Genomic DNA, 11,660 nt, shown 5'->3' with positions numbered 1-11,660 from the left:
CCTCCCAGCCCGGCCCGACCCCGCGAGACGAGCAGACCGTGACCCAGCCCATCCCCTTCGAGCGCCCGATCGAGACGCGTGCCACGACGACCCTGGAGGAGGAGCGGCCCCTGGGTCCGACGGGTCGCCCGATGCCCGTGTTCCCCGACCCGCGGCCGCTCACCGAGCACGGCGGCGCTCGTGTGATCTCTATGTGCAACCAGAAGGGCGGGGTCGGCAAGACCACCACGACCATCAACCTCGGCGCCTCGCTCGCCGAGTTCGGGCGCAAGGTGCTGCTGGTCGACTTCGACCCGCAGGGCTCGCTGTCGGTGGGCCTCGGTCTCAACCCGCACGAGATGGACCTGACCATCTACAACCTGCTGATGGACCGCGAGACCACCCTCGACGAGGTCGTGGTCCCCTCCGGCATCGAGGGCATGGACCTGCTGCCCTCCAACATCGACCTCTCCGCAGCCGAGGTGCAGCTCGTGCACGAGGTGGCCCGCGAGCAGACGCTCCAGCGCGTGCTCGCCCCGGCCCTCGAGCACTACGACATCATCCTCATCGACTGCCAGCCCTCGCTGGGCCTGCTGACCGTGAACGCCCTCACCGCCTCCGACGGCGTCATCGTGCCGCTGGAGTGCGAGTACTTCGCGCTGCGGGGCGTGGCCCTGCTCAAGACGACGATCGACAAGGTCCGCGAGCGGCTCAACCCGAAGCTCGAGATCGACGGCGTCCTGGGCACCATGTTCGACGGCCGCACGCTGCACAGCCGCGAGGTGATGGAGCGCCTGGTCTCGGCGTGGGGCGACAAGGTCTTCCACACGGTCATCCGCCGCACCGTGAAGTTCTCCGACGCCACCGTCGCTGGAGAGCCGATCACGTCGTACGCCTCCTCCTCGACCGGCGCCGACGCCTACCGCCAGCTCGCCAAGGAGGTGGTGACCCGGTGGCCCGCCGAGTGAGCATGCCGGCGGCGGACGACCTGTTCCGACCGACCTCCGACACCGCCGCCGCGGATCCCGCACCGGAGCAGCGCCCGCGACGGGTGCGAGCCGTGGCCGACACCAACCAGGACCAGGGCGAGCCGGCTGGCCCGCGCAAGCCCAGCGGCCGGGTGCGGCACGACGAGAAGATGACCGTCTACGTCACCTCCGACGAGCTGCTCGACATCGAGCACGCCCGCCTGACGATGCGGCGCGAGCACGGTCTCGCCGTGGACCGGGGTCGCCTGGTCCGGGAGGCGCTGGCGCTCGTGCTCGCCGACCTCGAGGCCCGGGGCGCCGACAGCGCGCTGGTGCAGCGGCTGCTCGACGAGTGAGCACCGGCCGCCCCGCTGCCCCGGACCCCTCGCTCGGCGGCACGCTCGAGCCGGGCAGCGAGGCCCCGGCGTTCGCCGTACGCCTGGACAACTTCGAGGGCCCGTTCGACCTGCTGCTCGGTCTCATCGCCAAGCACAAGCTCGACATCACCGAGGTCGCGCTCTCCCAGGTCACCGACGAGTTCATCGCCCACGTGAAGAACCTGGGTGACGCCTGGGACCTCGAGCAGACCACGTCCTTCCTGGTGGTGGCCGCGACGCTGCTGGACCTCAAGGCGGCCCGCCTGCTGCCCCAGGGCGACGTGGAGGACGAGGAGGACCTCGCCCTGCTCGAGGCACGCGACCTGCTCTTCGCGCGGCTCATGCAGTACCGCGCGTTCAAGCAGGTGGCCTCGGTCCTGGAGGAGCGGCTGGCCTCGGAGTCGCGCCGGCACCCGCGCGCGGTGGGCCTGGAGGAGCGGTTCGCGACGCTGCTGCCCGACGTGCTGATCGGGATCGGGCTCGACGAGTTCGCCCGCCTCGCGGCCAGGGCCATGGAGCCCAAGCCGGTCCTCGAGGTGTCGCTGCACCACATCCACGCCGCGAAGGTGAGCGTGCGCGAGCAGGCCCAGCTCGTCGTGGACCGGCTGCGACGCAGCGGCACGATGACCTTCCGTGCGCTGTGCGGCGACTCGCCGGACCGGCTCACCACGGTCGCTCGCTTCCTGTCCCTGCTCGAGCTGTTCCGTGAGGGTGCGGTGTCCTTCGACCAGGTGACACCACTGGGCGAGCTGACCGTGCGCTGGACCGGCGCGGAGGACGGCGAGGTGGACATCCACGACGAGTTCGACGGAGCCCCGCCGGGCGACGATGATGCACCCATGGCCTCGACAGCACCCGACGAGCCCGAGGAGGACCAGTGAGCGAGCAGCCCGACAGCACCCTGGACGTGGCGGTCGCCGAGCTGCGCCCCGCGCTCGAGGCGATCCTGATGGTCTCCGACGAGCCGCTCGGCACCGTACGCCTGGCCTCCGTGGTGGGGCACCCGGTCGAGGACGTCGAGGCTGCGCTGGAGGCGCTGGCGAGCGAGTACACCGAGCAGGGCCGCGGCTTCGACCTGCGGTCGGTGGCCGGAGGCTGGCGCTTCTACTCGCGCCCGGAGCTCGCCGGGGTGGTCGAGTCGTTCGTGCTCGAGGGACAACAGGCGCGGCTCACGCAGGCCGCGCTCGAGACCCTGTCGGTCGTCGCCTACAAGCAGCCCATCTCGCGCGCTCGCGTGTCGGCGATCCGCGGGGTCAACGTCGACGGCGTGATGCGCACCCTCCTCACCCGCGGGCTGGTCGAGGAGGCGGGCCAGGACGAGCAGAGCGGCGCCAACCTCTACCGCACCACCACCTACTTCCTCGAGCGCATCGGCGTCACCTCGCTCGACGAGCTGCCCGAGCTCGCGCCCTACCTGCCCGACATGGACGACCTCGAGGACGAGCTGGCCAGCGTCGCCGGGCTGGACGCCCCGCCCGAGCCTGCTGCCGAAGCCACCCCGGAACCCGCCCCCGACTCCAGCCCCGATTCCAGCCCCGCCACTCCCGTCCCGCCCGCGCCCGTGCACCACCCGTCGCCCCACTCCGGCGCGGGCACCGAGCCCGACGGCGGGACCGAGATCTCATGAACACCCCACGAAACCACTCGCTTCGCTCGCGCTTCCGCGGGGACCCCGAGAAGCTTATGAGGACTCGATGAAGCCGCACGACGCACCCGACAACGACCAGCCCGCCTCCCACCGCCCGGACACCGACGAGGACGGCCTGATCAGGCTGCAGAAGCTGCTCGCCCAGTCCGGTGTCGCCAGCCGCCGCAAGTGCGAGGAGCTGATGCTCGACGGGCTCGTCGAGGTGGACGGGGAGGTCGTCACCAGGCTCGGCACCAAGGTCGACCCCCGCACCGCGGTGATCCGGGTCGAGGGCAAGCGGCTGCCACCGATCAGCGACAAGGTCTACCTCGTGCTCAACAAGCCTCGCGGGGTCGTCTCGACGATGTCGGACCCCGAGGGGCGACGCACCCTCGGCGACCTCGTCGCCGACCGGCCCGAGCGGCTCTTCCACGTCGGCCGGCTCGACACCGACACTGAGGGCCTGATCATCCTCACCAACGACGGCGACTTCGCCCAGCGCCTCGCCCACCCCTCGCACGAGGTCGACAAGACCTACGTCGCCGAGGTGGACGGCGAGGTGCACGTGCGCACGATCCGCGAGCTGCTCGCCGGCGTCACCCTCGAGGACGGCCCGGTCACGGTCACGCAGGCCCGGGTGGTCGGCGGCGACCCACGGCGCGAGGGCAGCAACCGCTCGATCGTCGAGCTCACCATCCACGAGGGCCGCAACCGCATCGTGCGGCGCCTGCTCGCCCACGTCGGGCACCCCGTGCGCCGGCTCACCCGGACGCAGATCGGGCCCGTCGGCCTGGCCCGGCTGCGGTCCGGCGAGATGCGCGAGCTCACGGTCGCCGAGCTGGGTGAGCTGATGGACAGCGCGCAGCTCTGAGCCGCGGCGCGGCTAGGCTCCTCGCGTGGCAGTGAGAGCAGTGCGTGGGGCGACCCAGCTCGAGGAGGACACCCGCGAGCACATGCTGGACCGGGTGGCGGAGCTCGTGACCGACGTGATGGAGGCCAACCACCTCGAGGTCGACGACTTCATCTCGATCATCTTCACCGCGACCAGCGACCTCACCAGCGAGTTCCCGGCCTACGCCGCGCGGCAGCTCGGCTTCTCCGACGTCCCGCTGGTCTGCGCGCGTGAGCTGGAGATCGAGGGATCGATGCCGCGGGTGGTCCGGCTGATGGCGCACGTCGAGACCGACCTGCCCCGCGCTGAGATCACCCACGTCTACCTCCACGGGGCGGCCAACCTGCGCCGTGACCTGTCCCGCACCACCAGCCATGACTGACCCCCGGTCCGAGGTGGCCCTGCCGGCCCTGACCGGGCCCGTGGAGGTCGTCGGCGCCGGGCTGATCGGCACGTCGATCGCCCTGGTGTGCAGCCGCCTCGGCGTCGAGGTCGTCCTGCGCGACACCTCGCAGGAGAACGTCCGCACCGCGCACGGCCTCGGCGCCGGCCGCGCGGCCAGGCCCGGCGACCGGCCGCAGCTGGTCGTGGTGGCCGTGCCGCCCGCTGCGGTCGGCGACGCGATCGTCGACGCCCTGGCGCGCACGTCGGCGGTGGTGACCGACGTCGGCAGCGTGAAGTCCGCTCCCCTCGAGGAGGTCGCGGCCCGCGGGCGCCGACGACCTGGCCCGCTACGTCGGCTCGCACCCGATGGCCGGCAGCGAGCGCTCCGGCCCCCTCGCCGCCAGCGCCGCGCTCTTCGACGGCAGGCCCTGGGCCGTCACGCCGCACCCGGACGCGCGCCCCGACGCCGTACGCCTCGTGGAGGCCCTCGTGCTGGAGTGCGGGGCCGCGCCGATCGTCATGGAGCCGGCCGAGCACGACCAGGCGGTCGCCCGCATCTCCCACCTGCCCCACCTCGCCGCGGTGCTCGTCGCCGGGCGACTGGCCGCTGCACCCGCCGAGCACCTCGCACTGTCCGGCCAGGGCGTCCGCGACGTCACGCGCGTGGCCGCGAGCGACCCGGCGCTGTGGCAGCAGATCCTCGAGGCCAACTCCGAGGCGGTGCTCGACCTCCTGGCGGAGGTCCGCGCCGACCTCGACGCCCTCATGACCGCGGTCGCCTCCGACTCCGGCCCGGACCTCGTGGAGATCCTGACCCGCGGCAACGCGGGCACCGCGGCGATCCCGGGCAAGCACGGCGGTCCGGCACGTCCCACGCGCTCGGTCTTCGTGGCGGTGCCCGACCACCCCGGCGAGCTCGCCCGCCTCTTCGGCGACGCCGGGGAGATCGGCGTCAACATCGAGGACGTCCACATCGACCACGACCCGGGACGCCCGGTGGGCCTCACCGAGCTCGTGGTCGAGCGCGGCAGCGCGGAGCAGCTGCTCGCGGCTCTCGAATCCCGTGGGTGGACGACCCACCGGTAACCTTCTCGCCCGTGAGCACCGTCGACAGCACCTCCCGGTCCGGGTCCCTCGTCATCGCCGTCGACGGCACGTCGGGCTCGGGCAAGTCGAGCACGTCGCGCGGCGTGGCCGACCGGCTGGGCCTGCGCTACCTCGACACCGGGGCGATGTTCCGGGCGATGACGTGGTGGCTGCTGCGCGAGGGCATCGACGTACGCGACGAGGCCGCGGTCGCGGCGGCCGCTGGTCGTCCCGCCATCGAGTCCGGCACCGACCCGCTGGCCCCGACCATCACCGTCGACGGCACCGACGTCTCGGTGGCGATCCGCAGCGACGAGGTCAACGCCGCGGTCAGCCCGGTCAGCGCGGTGCCCGAGGTGCGGGCACGCCTGCTCGACCTGCAGCGGACGGTCATCGGCGCCGGCGGCATCGTCGTCGAGGGCCGCGACATCGGGTCCGTCGTGTGGCCGCAGGCCGAGGTGAAGGTCTACCTCAGCGCCGACCCCGACGCCCGCGCGCAGCGCCGTACGGCCGAGCAGGGCGGCACCGACGTCGCCAGCACCCAGCAGTCCCTCCTCGAGCGCGACCGCATCGACTCCGGACGGGCCACGGCCCCGCTGACCATGGCCGAGGGCGCCGTCCACGTCGACAGCACGCACCTCACCCTCGCCGAGGTGATCGACGAGATCGTCGCGTTGGCCACCGGGGCAGACCGAGCGTGACCCGGGCGGACCTGCCTGCCAGCGCCGACGAGCACCCCGCGACCCGGCTGCTGCGCCTGCTGCGTCCGCCGGCGTCGCGCCTGGTCCGGGCGCGCTGGCCGGTCACGGTGCACCACGCCGACCGCGTTCCGGCGACGGGTGGCGTCATCCTCGCGAGCAACCACATCGGCATCATCGACGGCCCCCTGCTCGCGGTGTTCTCGCCGCGCCCGGTGCACGCGCTGACCAAGCAGGAGATGTTCGCGGGACGGCTCGGTCGGTTCCTGCGCGCTTCGGGGCAGATCCCGCTGGACCGCTTCCACGCCGACCCGGGCGCGATCCGCTCGTGCCTGCGGGTCGTCCGCGACGGGGGAGTGGCCGGCATCTTCCCCGAGGGCACTCGCGGTTCGGGTGAGCTGCACCGCTTCCACCACGGCGCCGCCTACCTCGCGCTCGTCACGGGCGCCCCCGTCGTGCCCGTCACGATGCTCGGCACCCGGCCGGCCGGGGGAGGACGCAACGCGCTGCCCGCCCGCGGGGACAGCGTCGACATCGTGTTCGGGACGCCGTGGCGAACGACACAGCAGGCCTGGCCCCGCACCCGGGAACACGTGGCGGCCACGTCGGTGTTGCTCCGGGGGCACCTGCTGTCCGAGCTGGCCACCGCGCTCGCCGACACGCGCCGATCCTCGCCCGGGCCGCTTCCTGCGGGACAATCCGAGGACGATCCCGACACCGGGCTCGTCGAGCCATCCAGAGAGCTGTGATCACCCATGACTGAGTACGACGCCGGCGTCGACGCCGCGTCCACCGACGAGCCGACCGGGCCCACCCCGGTCCTGGCCGTGGTCGGGCGACCCAACGTGGGCAAGTCCACCCTCGTCAACCGGATCATCGGGCGCCGCGAGGCCGTCGTGGAGGACCGCCCGGGCGTGACCCGCGACCGCGTCTCCTACGACGCCAACTGGAACGGCCGCGCCTTTACCGTCGTCGACACCGGTGGCTGGGACCCCGACGCCCGTGGGCTCGCCGAGCGCATCGCCGGCCAGGCGGAGGTGGCGGTGTCGCTGGCCGACGCCGTGCTGTTCGTCGTCGACGCGACGGTCGGCATCACCGACTCCGACGAGGCCGTCGTGCGCATCCTGCGCAAGTCGGGCAAGCCCGTCGTGCTGGCCGCCAACAAGGTCGACGACCAGCGCACCGAGGCCGAGGCCTATGGCCTGTGGAACCTCGGCCTGGGCGAGCCCTTCGCGGTCTCGGCCCTCCACGGCCGCGGGTCCGGCGACATGCTCGACGCGATCCTCGCCGCCCTCCCTGAGACGCCGGAGGAGTCCTTCGAGGAGGTCGGTGGTCCGCGCCGCATCGCGATCGTCGGCAAGCCCAACGTCGGCAAGTCCTCGCTGCTCAACATGCTGGCCAAGGAGGACCGTGTCGTCGTCGACAACGCCGCCGGCACCACCGTCGACCCGGTCGACGAGCTGATCACGCTGGGCGACCGCACCTGGCGCTTCATCGACACCGCGGGCATCCGCAAGCGCGTCAACCAGGCGTCCGGCCACGAGTACTACGCCTCGCTGCGCACCACGACCGCGATCGACCGCGCCGAGGTGGCGGTGCTGGTGCTCGACGCCAGCGAGACCGTCTCCGAGCAGGACATGCGCATCATCCAGACGATCCGCGACGCGGGCCGCGCCATGGTCATCGCCTTCAACAAGTGGGACCTCGTCGACGAGGAGCGCCGCTACTACCTCGAGCGCGAGATCGAGCGCGACCTCGTCCAGCTCAAGTGGGCTCCGCGCATCAACTTCACCGCGCGCACCGGCTGGCACGTCGACCGCCTCGTCCCGGCGATCGATAAGGCGCTCGAGGGCTGGGAGACCCGCATCGGCACCGGCGCGCTGAACACGTTCCTGGGGCGCCTGGTCGCCGAGCACCCGCACCCCGTGCGCAGCGGCAAGCAGCCCAAGATCCTCTTCGCGACCCAGCCGTCCGTGGCCCCGCCGACGTTCGTGCTGTTCACCAGCGGCAAGCTGGACGCCGCCTACGAGCGGTTCATCGAGCGGCGCCTGCGCGAGGAGTTCGGCTTCGTCGGCACGCCCATCATCATCCAGCAGAAGCCGCGGGAGAAGCGCAAGCGCTGACCCGGGCTCGGCTCACGGATCGAGGCCCTGGGCCCGCATCCAGTCCATCGGGTCCACGGGGTCCCCGGCGGCCGGGCGCACCTCGAGGTGGAGGTGCGGACCGGTCGAGTTGCCCGTGGAGCCCACGCTCCCGATGACGTCCGCGATGGCGACCTCCTGGCCGACGACCACGGTCGCGTCGGTCTGGTGGCAGTACCAGACCTCGGTGCCGTCGGAGAGCGTGAGGATCGTGCGCAGGCCGTAGGGACCGGCGTCCGCCACCTCGGTGACGACACCGTCGGCGACCGCGACCAGCGGCTCACCGGCGTACGCGCTGAAGTCCTGGCCGCCGTGCTCGGCCTCCCACAGCGGTCCGGTCAGCCCGAACCCGGCGGAGAGGTCGTACGACGCCAGCGGCAGGACGGCACGGGCCGTGTCGGGATCACCGTCGTAGCCGTAGCGGGACAGGACCGCGCGGTAGCCGATGAGCGCACGGTCGCGGGCGTCCGCGCGACGGTTGAGCACGGCGAGGGTCTGCTGCCGCTCGGCGAGCTGCTCGGCCAACGCCATCGCCTCGGCGACCACCTCGGCGGTGCGAGCCTCCTCGCGCACGATCGTCTCCGGCGCTGCGTGCGCGGGCGTGGCGAGACCCAGCCCGACAGCCGCCGCGGTCGCGGCGACCAGCAGGCGTGCACGCGGCAGTGCTGGCATCAGGAACCCCCCACGGGTCGAGGGTCCAATGGTCGGGCGACAGCCGACGTCGCTCACGGGGTTTCGCGACAAATGGCCCACTCGGACTACGGCTGGGCGCCCGCGGCGGGCCGATTCCGTGACGGCGGAGGGGCTGCGGTAGTGTTCCCCTCGCTTCGCAGGCCTTGCGCCGGAGGCACTCGGGCTGTGGCGCAGCTTGGTAGCGCACTTGACTGGGGGTCAAGGGGTCGCAGGTTCAAATCCTGTCAGCCCGACCGAGAACTCGCCTCTGACCTGCGGAAACGCAGGTCAGAGGCGATTTGGGTTCTGACGTGGATCCTGAGAATGGTCGTTTACTAGTCGTAAACGATTCGCGGCCTACGAATCACGAGTCGGCGTCGTCGCTCTCAGCCAGCCGTTCGAGGATCTCGGATAGGTCGGCCGAAACCGGTGGCTTGGCGATGTAGTGGTCTCGGGTGACCTGGCTCGAGGAGTGGCCGAGCTGACGTGAGGCGAGCTCGGACGTCGCTGCCTCGGAGATCAGTGTCGCCACCGTCTTGCGGAACGTGTGCGGGGTGACCCATTCGTAACCGGAGTCCTTGCGGATCTGCCGCCACCGGCGCTCGACGTTGACGACCTGGTGCCACGTGCCGTTGCGGGTCGCGAAGACGGCGTCGTTCTCGTTGGGAGTCGCAAACTCCCGGCGCACCCGGAGCAGCTCGGTTGCGAACCGGGGGAGCACCACGGTTCGCCGGCTGGTGTCGGTCTTCGGGGTGGCCTTCCGATACGTGCCCTTCCCGGTCTCAGTCTTGATCGTGCCCGACACCGTGAGGGTGGGCAGATCAGCGTCGAGATCCAGATCGCTCCAGCGCAAGGCGAGGATCTCGCCAATGCGGCAGCCGGTCGCGAGCATCAGGTCGATGATGTCGGCCATGTCACCGGTGGCCCTGGGTCCGGGCCGTTCCGCGTTGACCCACCGACGTACGGCTGCACGGATCTCGATCAAGTCCTCGATCCGCAGGGCCTTGGTCTCCTGCTTGGGTCGGTGAACCCGGGTTGTCCCGCGGGCCGGGTTCGTCGGGATTGCGTCGTGTCTGACCGCGAGGTCGAGCATGGCGCCGAGGACTACCTTGGCCTTGCGTTGCCGATTCACGCTCTGATCGCGCAACCTCAGCAGGAGCCGGTCCAAGCGCCCCGTGGTGGCCTCGCGGAGCTTCAGCCCGCCAACACTGGGCAGCACCAGGTTGTCCAGCACCCGGCGGTACTCGTTGATGGTGGTCTGCTCGATCCGTCCTTCAGCCTCAAGACCAGTGATCCACAGGTTGGCCAGATCGATCAGCCGGGTCTCCGCGGTGATGAGCTCACCCGCCGGCGCGGTGCGCGTGCCCAGGACGTCGCGAAGCGCTCGCTCCGCGGCCGCCTTGCTCGGGCCAGTCGCAGTGACGCGACGAGTGTTGCCGTCGTGATCACGGAACCGCGTCAGTGCGCGGTAACTGCCGTCACGGACCTTCTCGGTTGTAATGGTCCCCCACGTGCCGAGGGGGAGTGGTGGCCTGGCCATGGCGCTACTCGCCTGCTGCGGGCTCGAGATGCTCGACGATCCACGCGTCGAGATCCGCGCGGCGGTAGCGCAGGCAACCGCCCATCTTCACGGCGCGCGGTCCGAAACCCACCCGGCGGGTTCGCCAGGTGTACAGCGTCGCCTTCGGAATCGCGAGGTAGGCGGCAGCCTCGTCGATGGTGAAGATCGTGCTCTCGTGGCCGGTGTCGACGGTGGTACTCATCGTGTGCTCCTTCGTGATCACGCGGACAGGTTTGCCCTCGTAGCTGAAGGTGTGCAGCCCTCACCGCGCAAACTGTGGAGAACTGACCCCGGATCGACGCTGTGGAGCGATCGCCGGACCACACGTCGCAAATGGGCCGATCTGAGTGACCTCGTGGAGCCCGTCGGCTGCAAAGTGACCTCGCTTGTCAGCTTGGTATCGCGCTTGCTGTGTTTTGCGCTGATAGCCAGAGGCTTCCGGTTCAATTCCCGGCGCGCGTCGCGAGCTCTACTGGTCGTCTTGAACGGCGGGGGAGTGGAAACTCGAAACGATCTCGTGTCCGCACGAGGTACCCACGCGGGTCGTTTCACCGGACGGGTCTTGCGGGACGCATTGCGGGACGCATCGGGGGCGACGCACTTCCTGACCTGTGCGAGCGCCGTAGCAGGTTCGGCATGCGGGACGCCGAATGATGCCAGGTGCGGAAAACCGACTTCACCTCCATCGCGCCGCGACCGAGCCGACCTCGGGCCGAGCGACGCCGCCCATCGGGGTGAGGTCTACCAGGTGCAGAGTTGTTGATGTCGCGCCTAACAGTGTCGGTGGATTGGCGCCAATGCACCGGCGCGGATGAATGTCAACCGAGCCGCGCACAGCGATGGCTACTGGTCTAGACCAATGAACTCAATTCGACCATGGCGCCTCGGACGAATGATGCGCCGATACGCTCCGCTCACGCCGCGTAATCGGATGCGGGGCCGCCAAAGCGGCCCTAGCGAATTGCTTACGGCTCGTGTCCCTTGGCTAGTACCTTGAGCCAACCAGGAGGCGGAATGCGATGGCTGGTGCGGCTTGGGAGAAGCGCGAGGTCGACCTGACGATCGACACCTACTTCGAGATGCTGCGCCTTGAACTTGACGGCACACCGTTCAGCAAAACGGCCTTCCGGCAGGACCGCTCCAGAAAATCGACCGTTCGAGTGGATCCGTGGAGTACAAACTGCAAAACATTTCTGCCGTGCACAACGAGCTCGGCGGCGTATTCCCTACTGCAGCAGCAGGAAGTCCGAGGTGTCCTTGCCGATTTGGACGTGC

Annotated in this window: 13 protein-coding genes, 1 tRNA gene and 1 pseudogene; 12 read left to right on the top strand and 3 right to left on the bottom strand. The window is 70.7% G+C overall.

Annotation, left to right across the window (positions count from 1 at the left end; all coding sequences use genetic code 11):
• The first annotated feature begins 131 nt into the window (after positions 1-131).
• The 11 genes and pseudogenes from ACNKF0_RS12150 to der all read left to right on the top strand — a co-directional run bounded on the left by ACNKF0_RS12150 (position 132) and on the right by der (position 8,134).
• The gene (locus ACNKF0_RS12150; protein WP_416958498.1) at positions 132-947 is read left to right on the top strand and encodes a ParA family protein; all 816 of its coding nucleotides are present in this window, start codon (positions 132-134) and stop codon (positions 945-947) included.
• On the top strand, positions 932-1,303 hold the full coding sequence (locus ACNKF0_RS12145) for a hypothetical protein (protein ID WP_416952437.1): 372 nt from the start codon (positions 932-934) through the stop codon (positions 1,301-1,303). Before ACNKF0_RS12150 ends, ACNKF0_RS12145 begins: the two co-directional genes overlap by 16 nt.
• Positions 1,300-2,205, top strand: a complete 906-nt coding sequence (locus ACNKF0_RS12140) for a segregation and condensation protein A (RefSeq protein WP_416952435.1) — start codon at positions 1,300-1,302, stop codon at positions 2,203-2,205. The genes ACNKF0_RS12145 and ACNKF0_RS12140 overlap by 4 nt, the downstream gene beginning before the upstream one ends.
• Positions 2,202-2,951 (top strand): SMC-Scp complex subunit ScpB, encoded by a 750-nt coding sequence (scpB, locus tag ACNKF0_RS12135; RefSeq protein ID WP_416952433.1) that lies wholly within the window; start codon positions 2,202-2,204, stop codon positions 2,949-2,951. The genes ACNKF0_RS12140 and scpB overlap by 4 nt, the downstream gene beginning before the upstream one ends.
• 67 nt (positions 2,952-3,018) lie before the next feature.
• On the top strand, positions 3,019-3,822 hold the full coding sequence (locus ACNKF0_RS12130) for a pseudouridine synthase (protein ID WP_299928154.1): 804 nt from the start codon (positions 3,019-3,021) through the stop codon (positions 3,820-3,822).
• A 25-nt stretch (positions 3,823-3,847) separates the two neighbouring features.
• The gene (gene aroH / locus ACNKF0_RS12125; protein WP_416952431.1) at positions 3,848-4,225 is read left to right on the top strand and encodes a chorismate mutase; all 378 of its coding nucleotides are present in this window, start codon (positions 3,848-3,850) and stop codon (positions 4,223-4,225) included.
• Positions 4,218-4,490: pseudogene (locus ACNKF0_RS12120) on the top strand (3-hydroxyacyl-CoA dehydrogenase NAD-binding domain-containing protein); the annotation flags it as partial. The gene aroH and the pseudogene ACNKF0_RS12120, both read left to right, overlap by 8 nt.
• Before the next feature lie 103 nt (positions 4,491-4,593).
• Positions 4,594-5,313, top strand: coding sequence for a prephenate dehydrogenase/arogenate dehydrogenase family protein (locus ACNKF0_RS12115; RefSeq protein ID WP_416952429.1), 720 nt, complete (start codon positions 4,594-4,596; stop codon positions 5,311-5,313).
• A gap of 11 nt (positions 5,314-5,324) precedes the next feature.
• The gene (cmk, locus tag ACNKF0_RS12110) at positions 5,325-6,014 is read left to right on the top strand and encodes a (d)CMP kinase (protein ID WP_416958496.1); all 690 of its coding nucleotides are present in this window, start codon (positions 5,325-5,327) and stop codon (positions 6,012-6,014) included.
• Positions 6,011-6,760, top strand: a complete 750-nt coding sequence (locus tag ACNKF0_RS12105) for a lysophospholipid acyltransferase family protein (protein WP_416952427.1) — start codon at positions 6,011-6,013, stop codon at positions 6,758-6,760. Before cmk ends, ACNKF0_RS12105 begins: the two co-directional genes overlap by 4 nt.
• A gap of 6 nt (positions 6,761-6,766) precedes the next feature.
• Positions 6,767-8,134: a ribosome biogenesis GTPase Der gene (der, locus tag ACNKF0_RS12100; protein WP_299928169.1), complete on the top strand. Its 1,368-nt coding sequence runs from the start codon at positions 6,767-6,769 to the stop codon at positions 8,132-8,134.
• 12 nt (positions 8,135-8,146) lie between these two features.
• Here der and ACNKF0_RS12095 read toward each other — a convergent pair whose 3' ends face one another.
• Positions 8,147-8,824, bottom strand: a complete 678-nt coding sequence (locus ACNKF0_RS12095) for a M23 family metallopeptidase (RefSeq protein WP_416952425.1) — start codon at positions 8,822-8,824, stop codon at positions 8,147-8,149.
• Positions 8,825-9,004: 180 nt separating this feature from the next.
• Here ACNKF0_RS12095 and ACNKF0_RS12090 point away from each other — a divergent pair.
• A tRNA-Pro gene (locus ACNKF0_RS12090) sits at positions 9,005-9,078 on the top strand.
• Between the two features lie 110 nt (positions 9,079-9,188).
• On the opposite strand, the gene ACNKF0_RS12085 is transcribed toward ACNKF0_RS12090, so the two are convergent.
• Entirely contained in the window at positions 9,189-10,364 is a 1,176-nt protein-coding gene (locus ACNKF0_RS12085) for a tyrosine-type recombinase/integrase (protein ID WP_416952423.1), read from the bottom strand.
• A gap of 4 nt (positions 10,365-10,368) precedes the next feature.
• On the bottom strand, positions 10,369-10,587 hold the full coding sequence (locus tag ACNKF0_RS12080; RefSeq protein WP_416952421.1) for a helix-turn-helix transcriptional regulator: 219 nt from the start codon (positions 10,585-10,587) through the stop codon (positions 10,369-10,371).
• Positions 10,588-11,660 lie beyond the last annotated feature (1,073 nt).

The sequence above is a fragment of the Nocardioides sp. T5 genome (assembly GCF_048161455.1).
Taxonomy (GTDB): domain Bacteria; phylum Actinomycetota; class Actinomycetes; order Propionibacteriales; family Nocardioidaceae; genus Nocardioides.
The sequence above is the reverse complement of the archived record's forward strand: the minus strand, read 5'-3'. Positions and strand labels throughout refer to the sequence as shown.

Coding starts and splice junctions, on each gene's coding strand:
- ACNKF0_RS12130 (WP_299928154.1), top strand. CDS start 3,019: ATGAAGCCGCACGACGCACCCGACAACGACCAGCCCGCCTCCCACCGC.
- ACNKF0_RS12095 (WP_416952425.1), bottom strand. CDS start 8,824: ATGCCAGCACTGCCGCGTGCACGCCTGCTGGTCGCCGCGACCGCGGCG.
- ACNKF0_RS12080 (WP_416952421.1), bottom strand. CDS start 10,587: ATGAGTACCACCGTCGACACCGGCCACGAGAGCACGATCTTCACCATC.
- ACNKF0_RS12085 (WP_416952423.1), bottom strand. CDS start 10,364: ATGGCCAGGCCACCACTCCCCCTCGGCACGTGGGGGACCATTACAACC.
- ACNKF0_RS12115 (WP_416952429.1), top strand. CDS start 4,594: ATGGCCGGCAGCGAGCGCTCCGGCCCCCTCGCCGCCAGCGCCGCGCTC.
- der (WP_299928169.1), top strand. CDS start 6,767: ATGACTGAGTACGACGCCGGCGTCGACGCCGCGTCCACCGACGAGCCG.
- ACNKF0_RS12150 (WP_416958498.1), top strand. CDS start 132: ATGCCCGTGTTCCCCGACCCGCGGCCGCTCACCGAGCACGGCGGCGCT.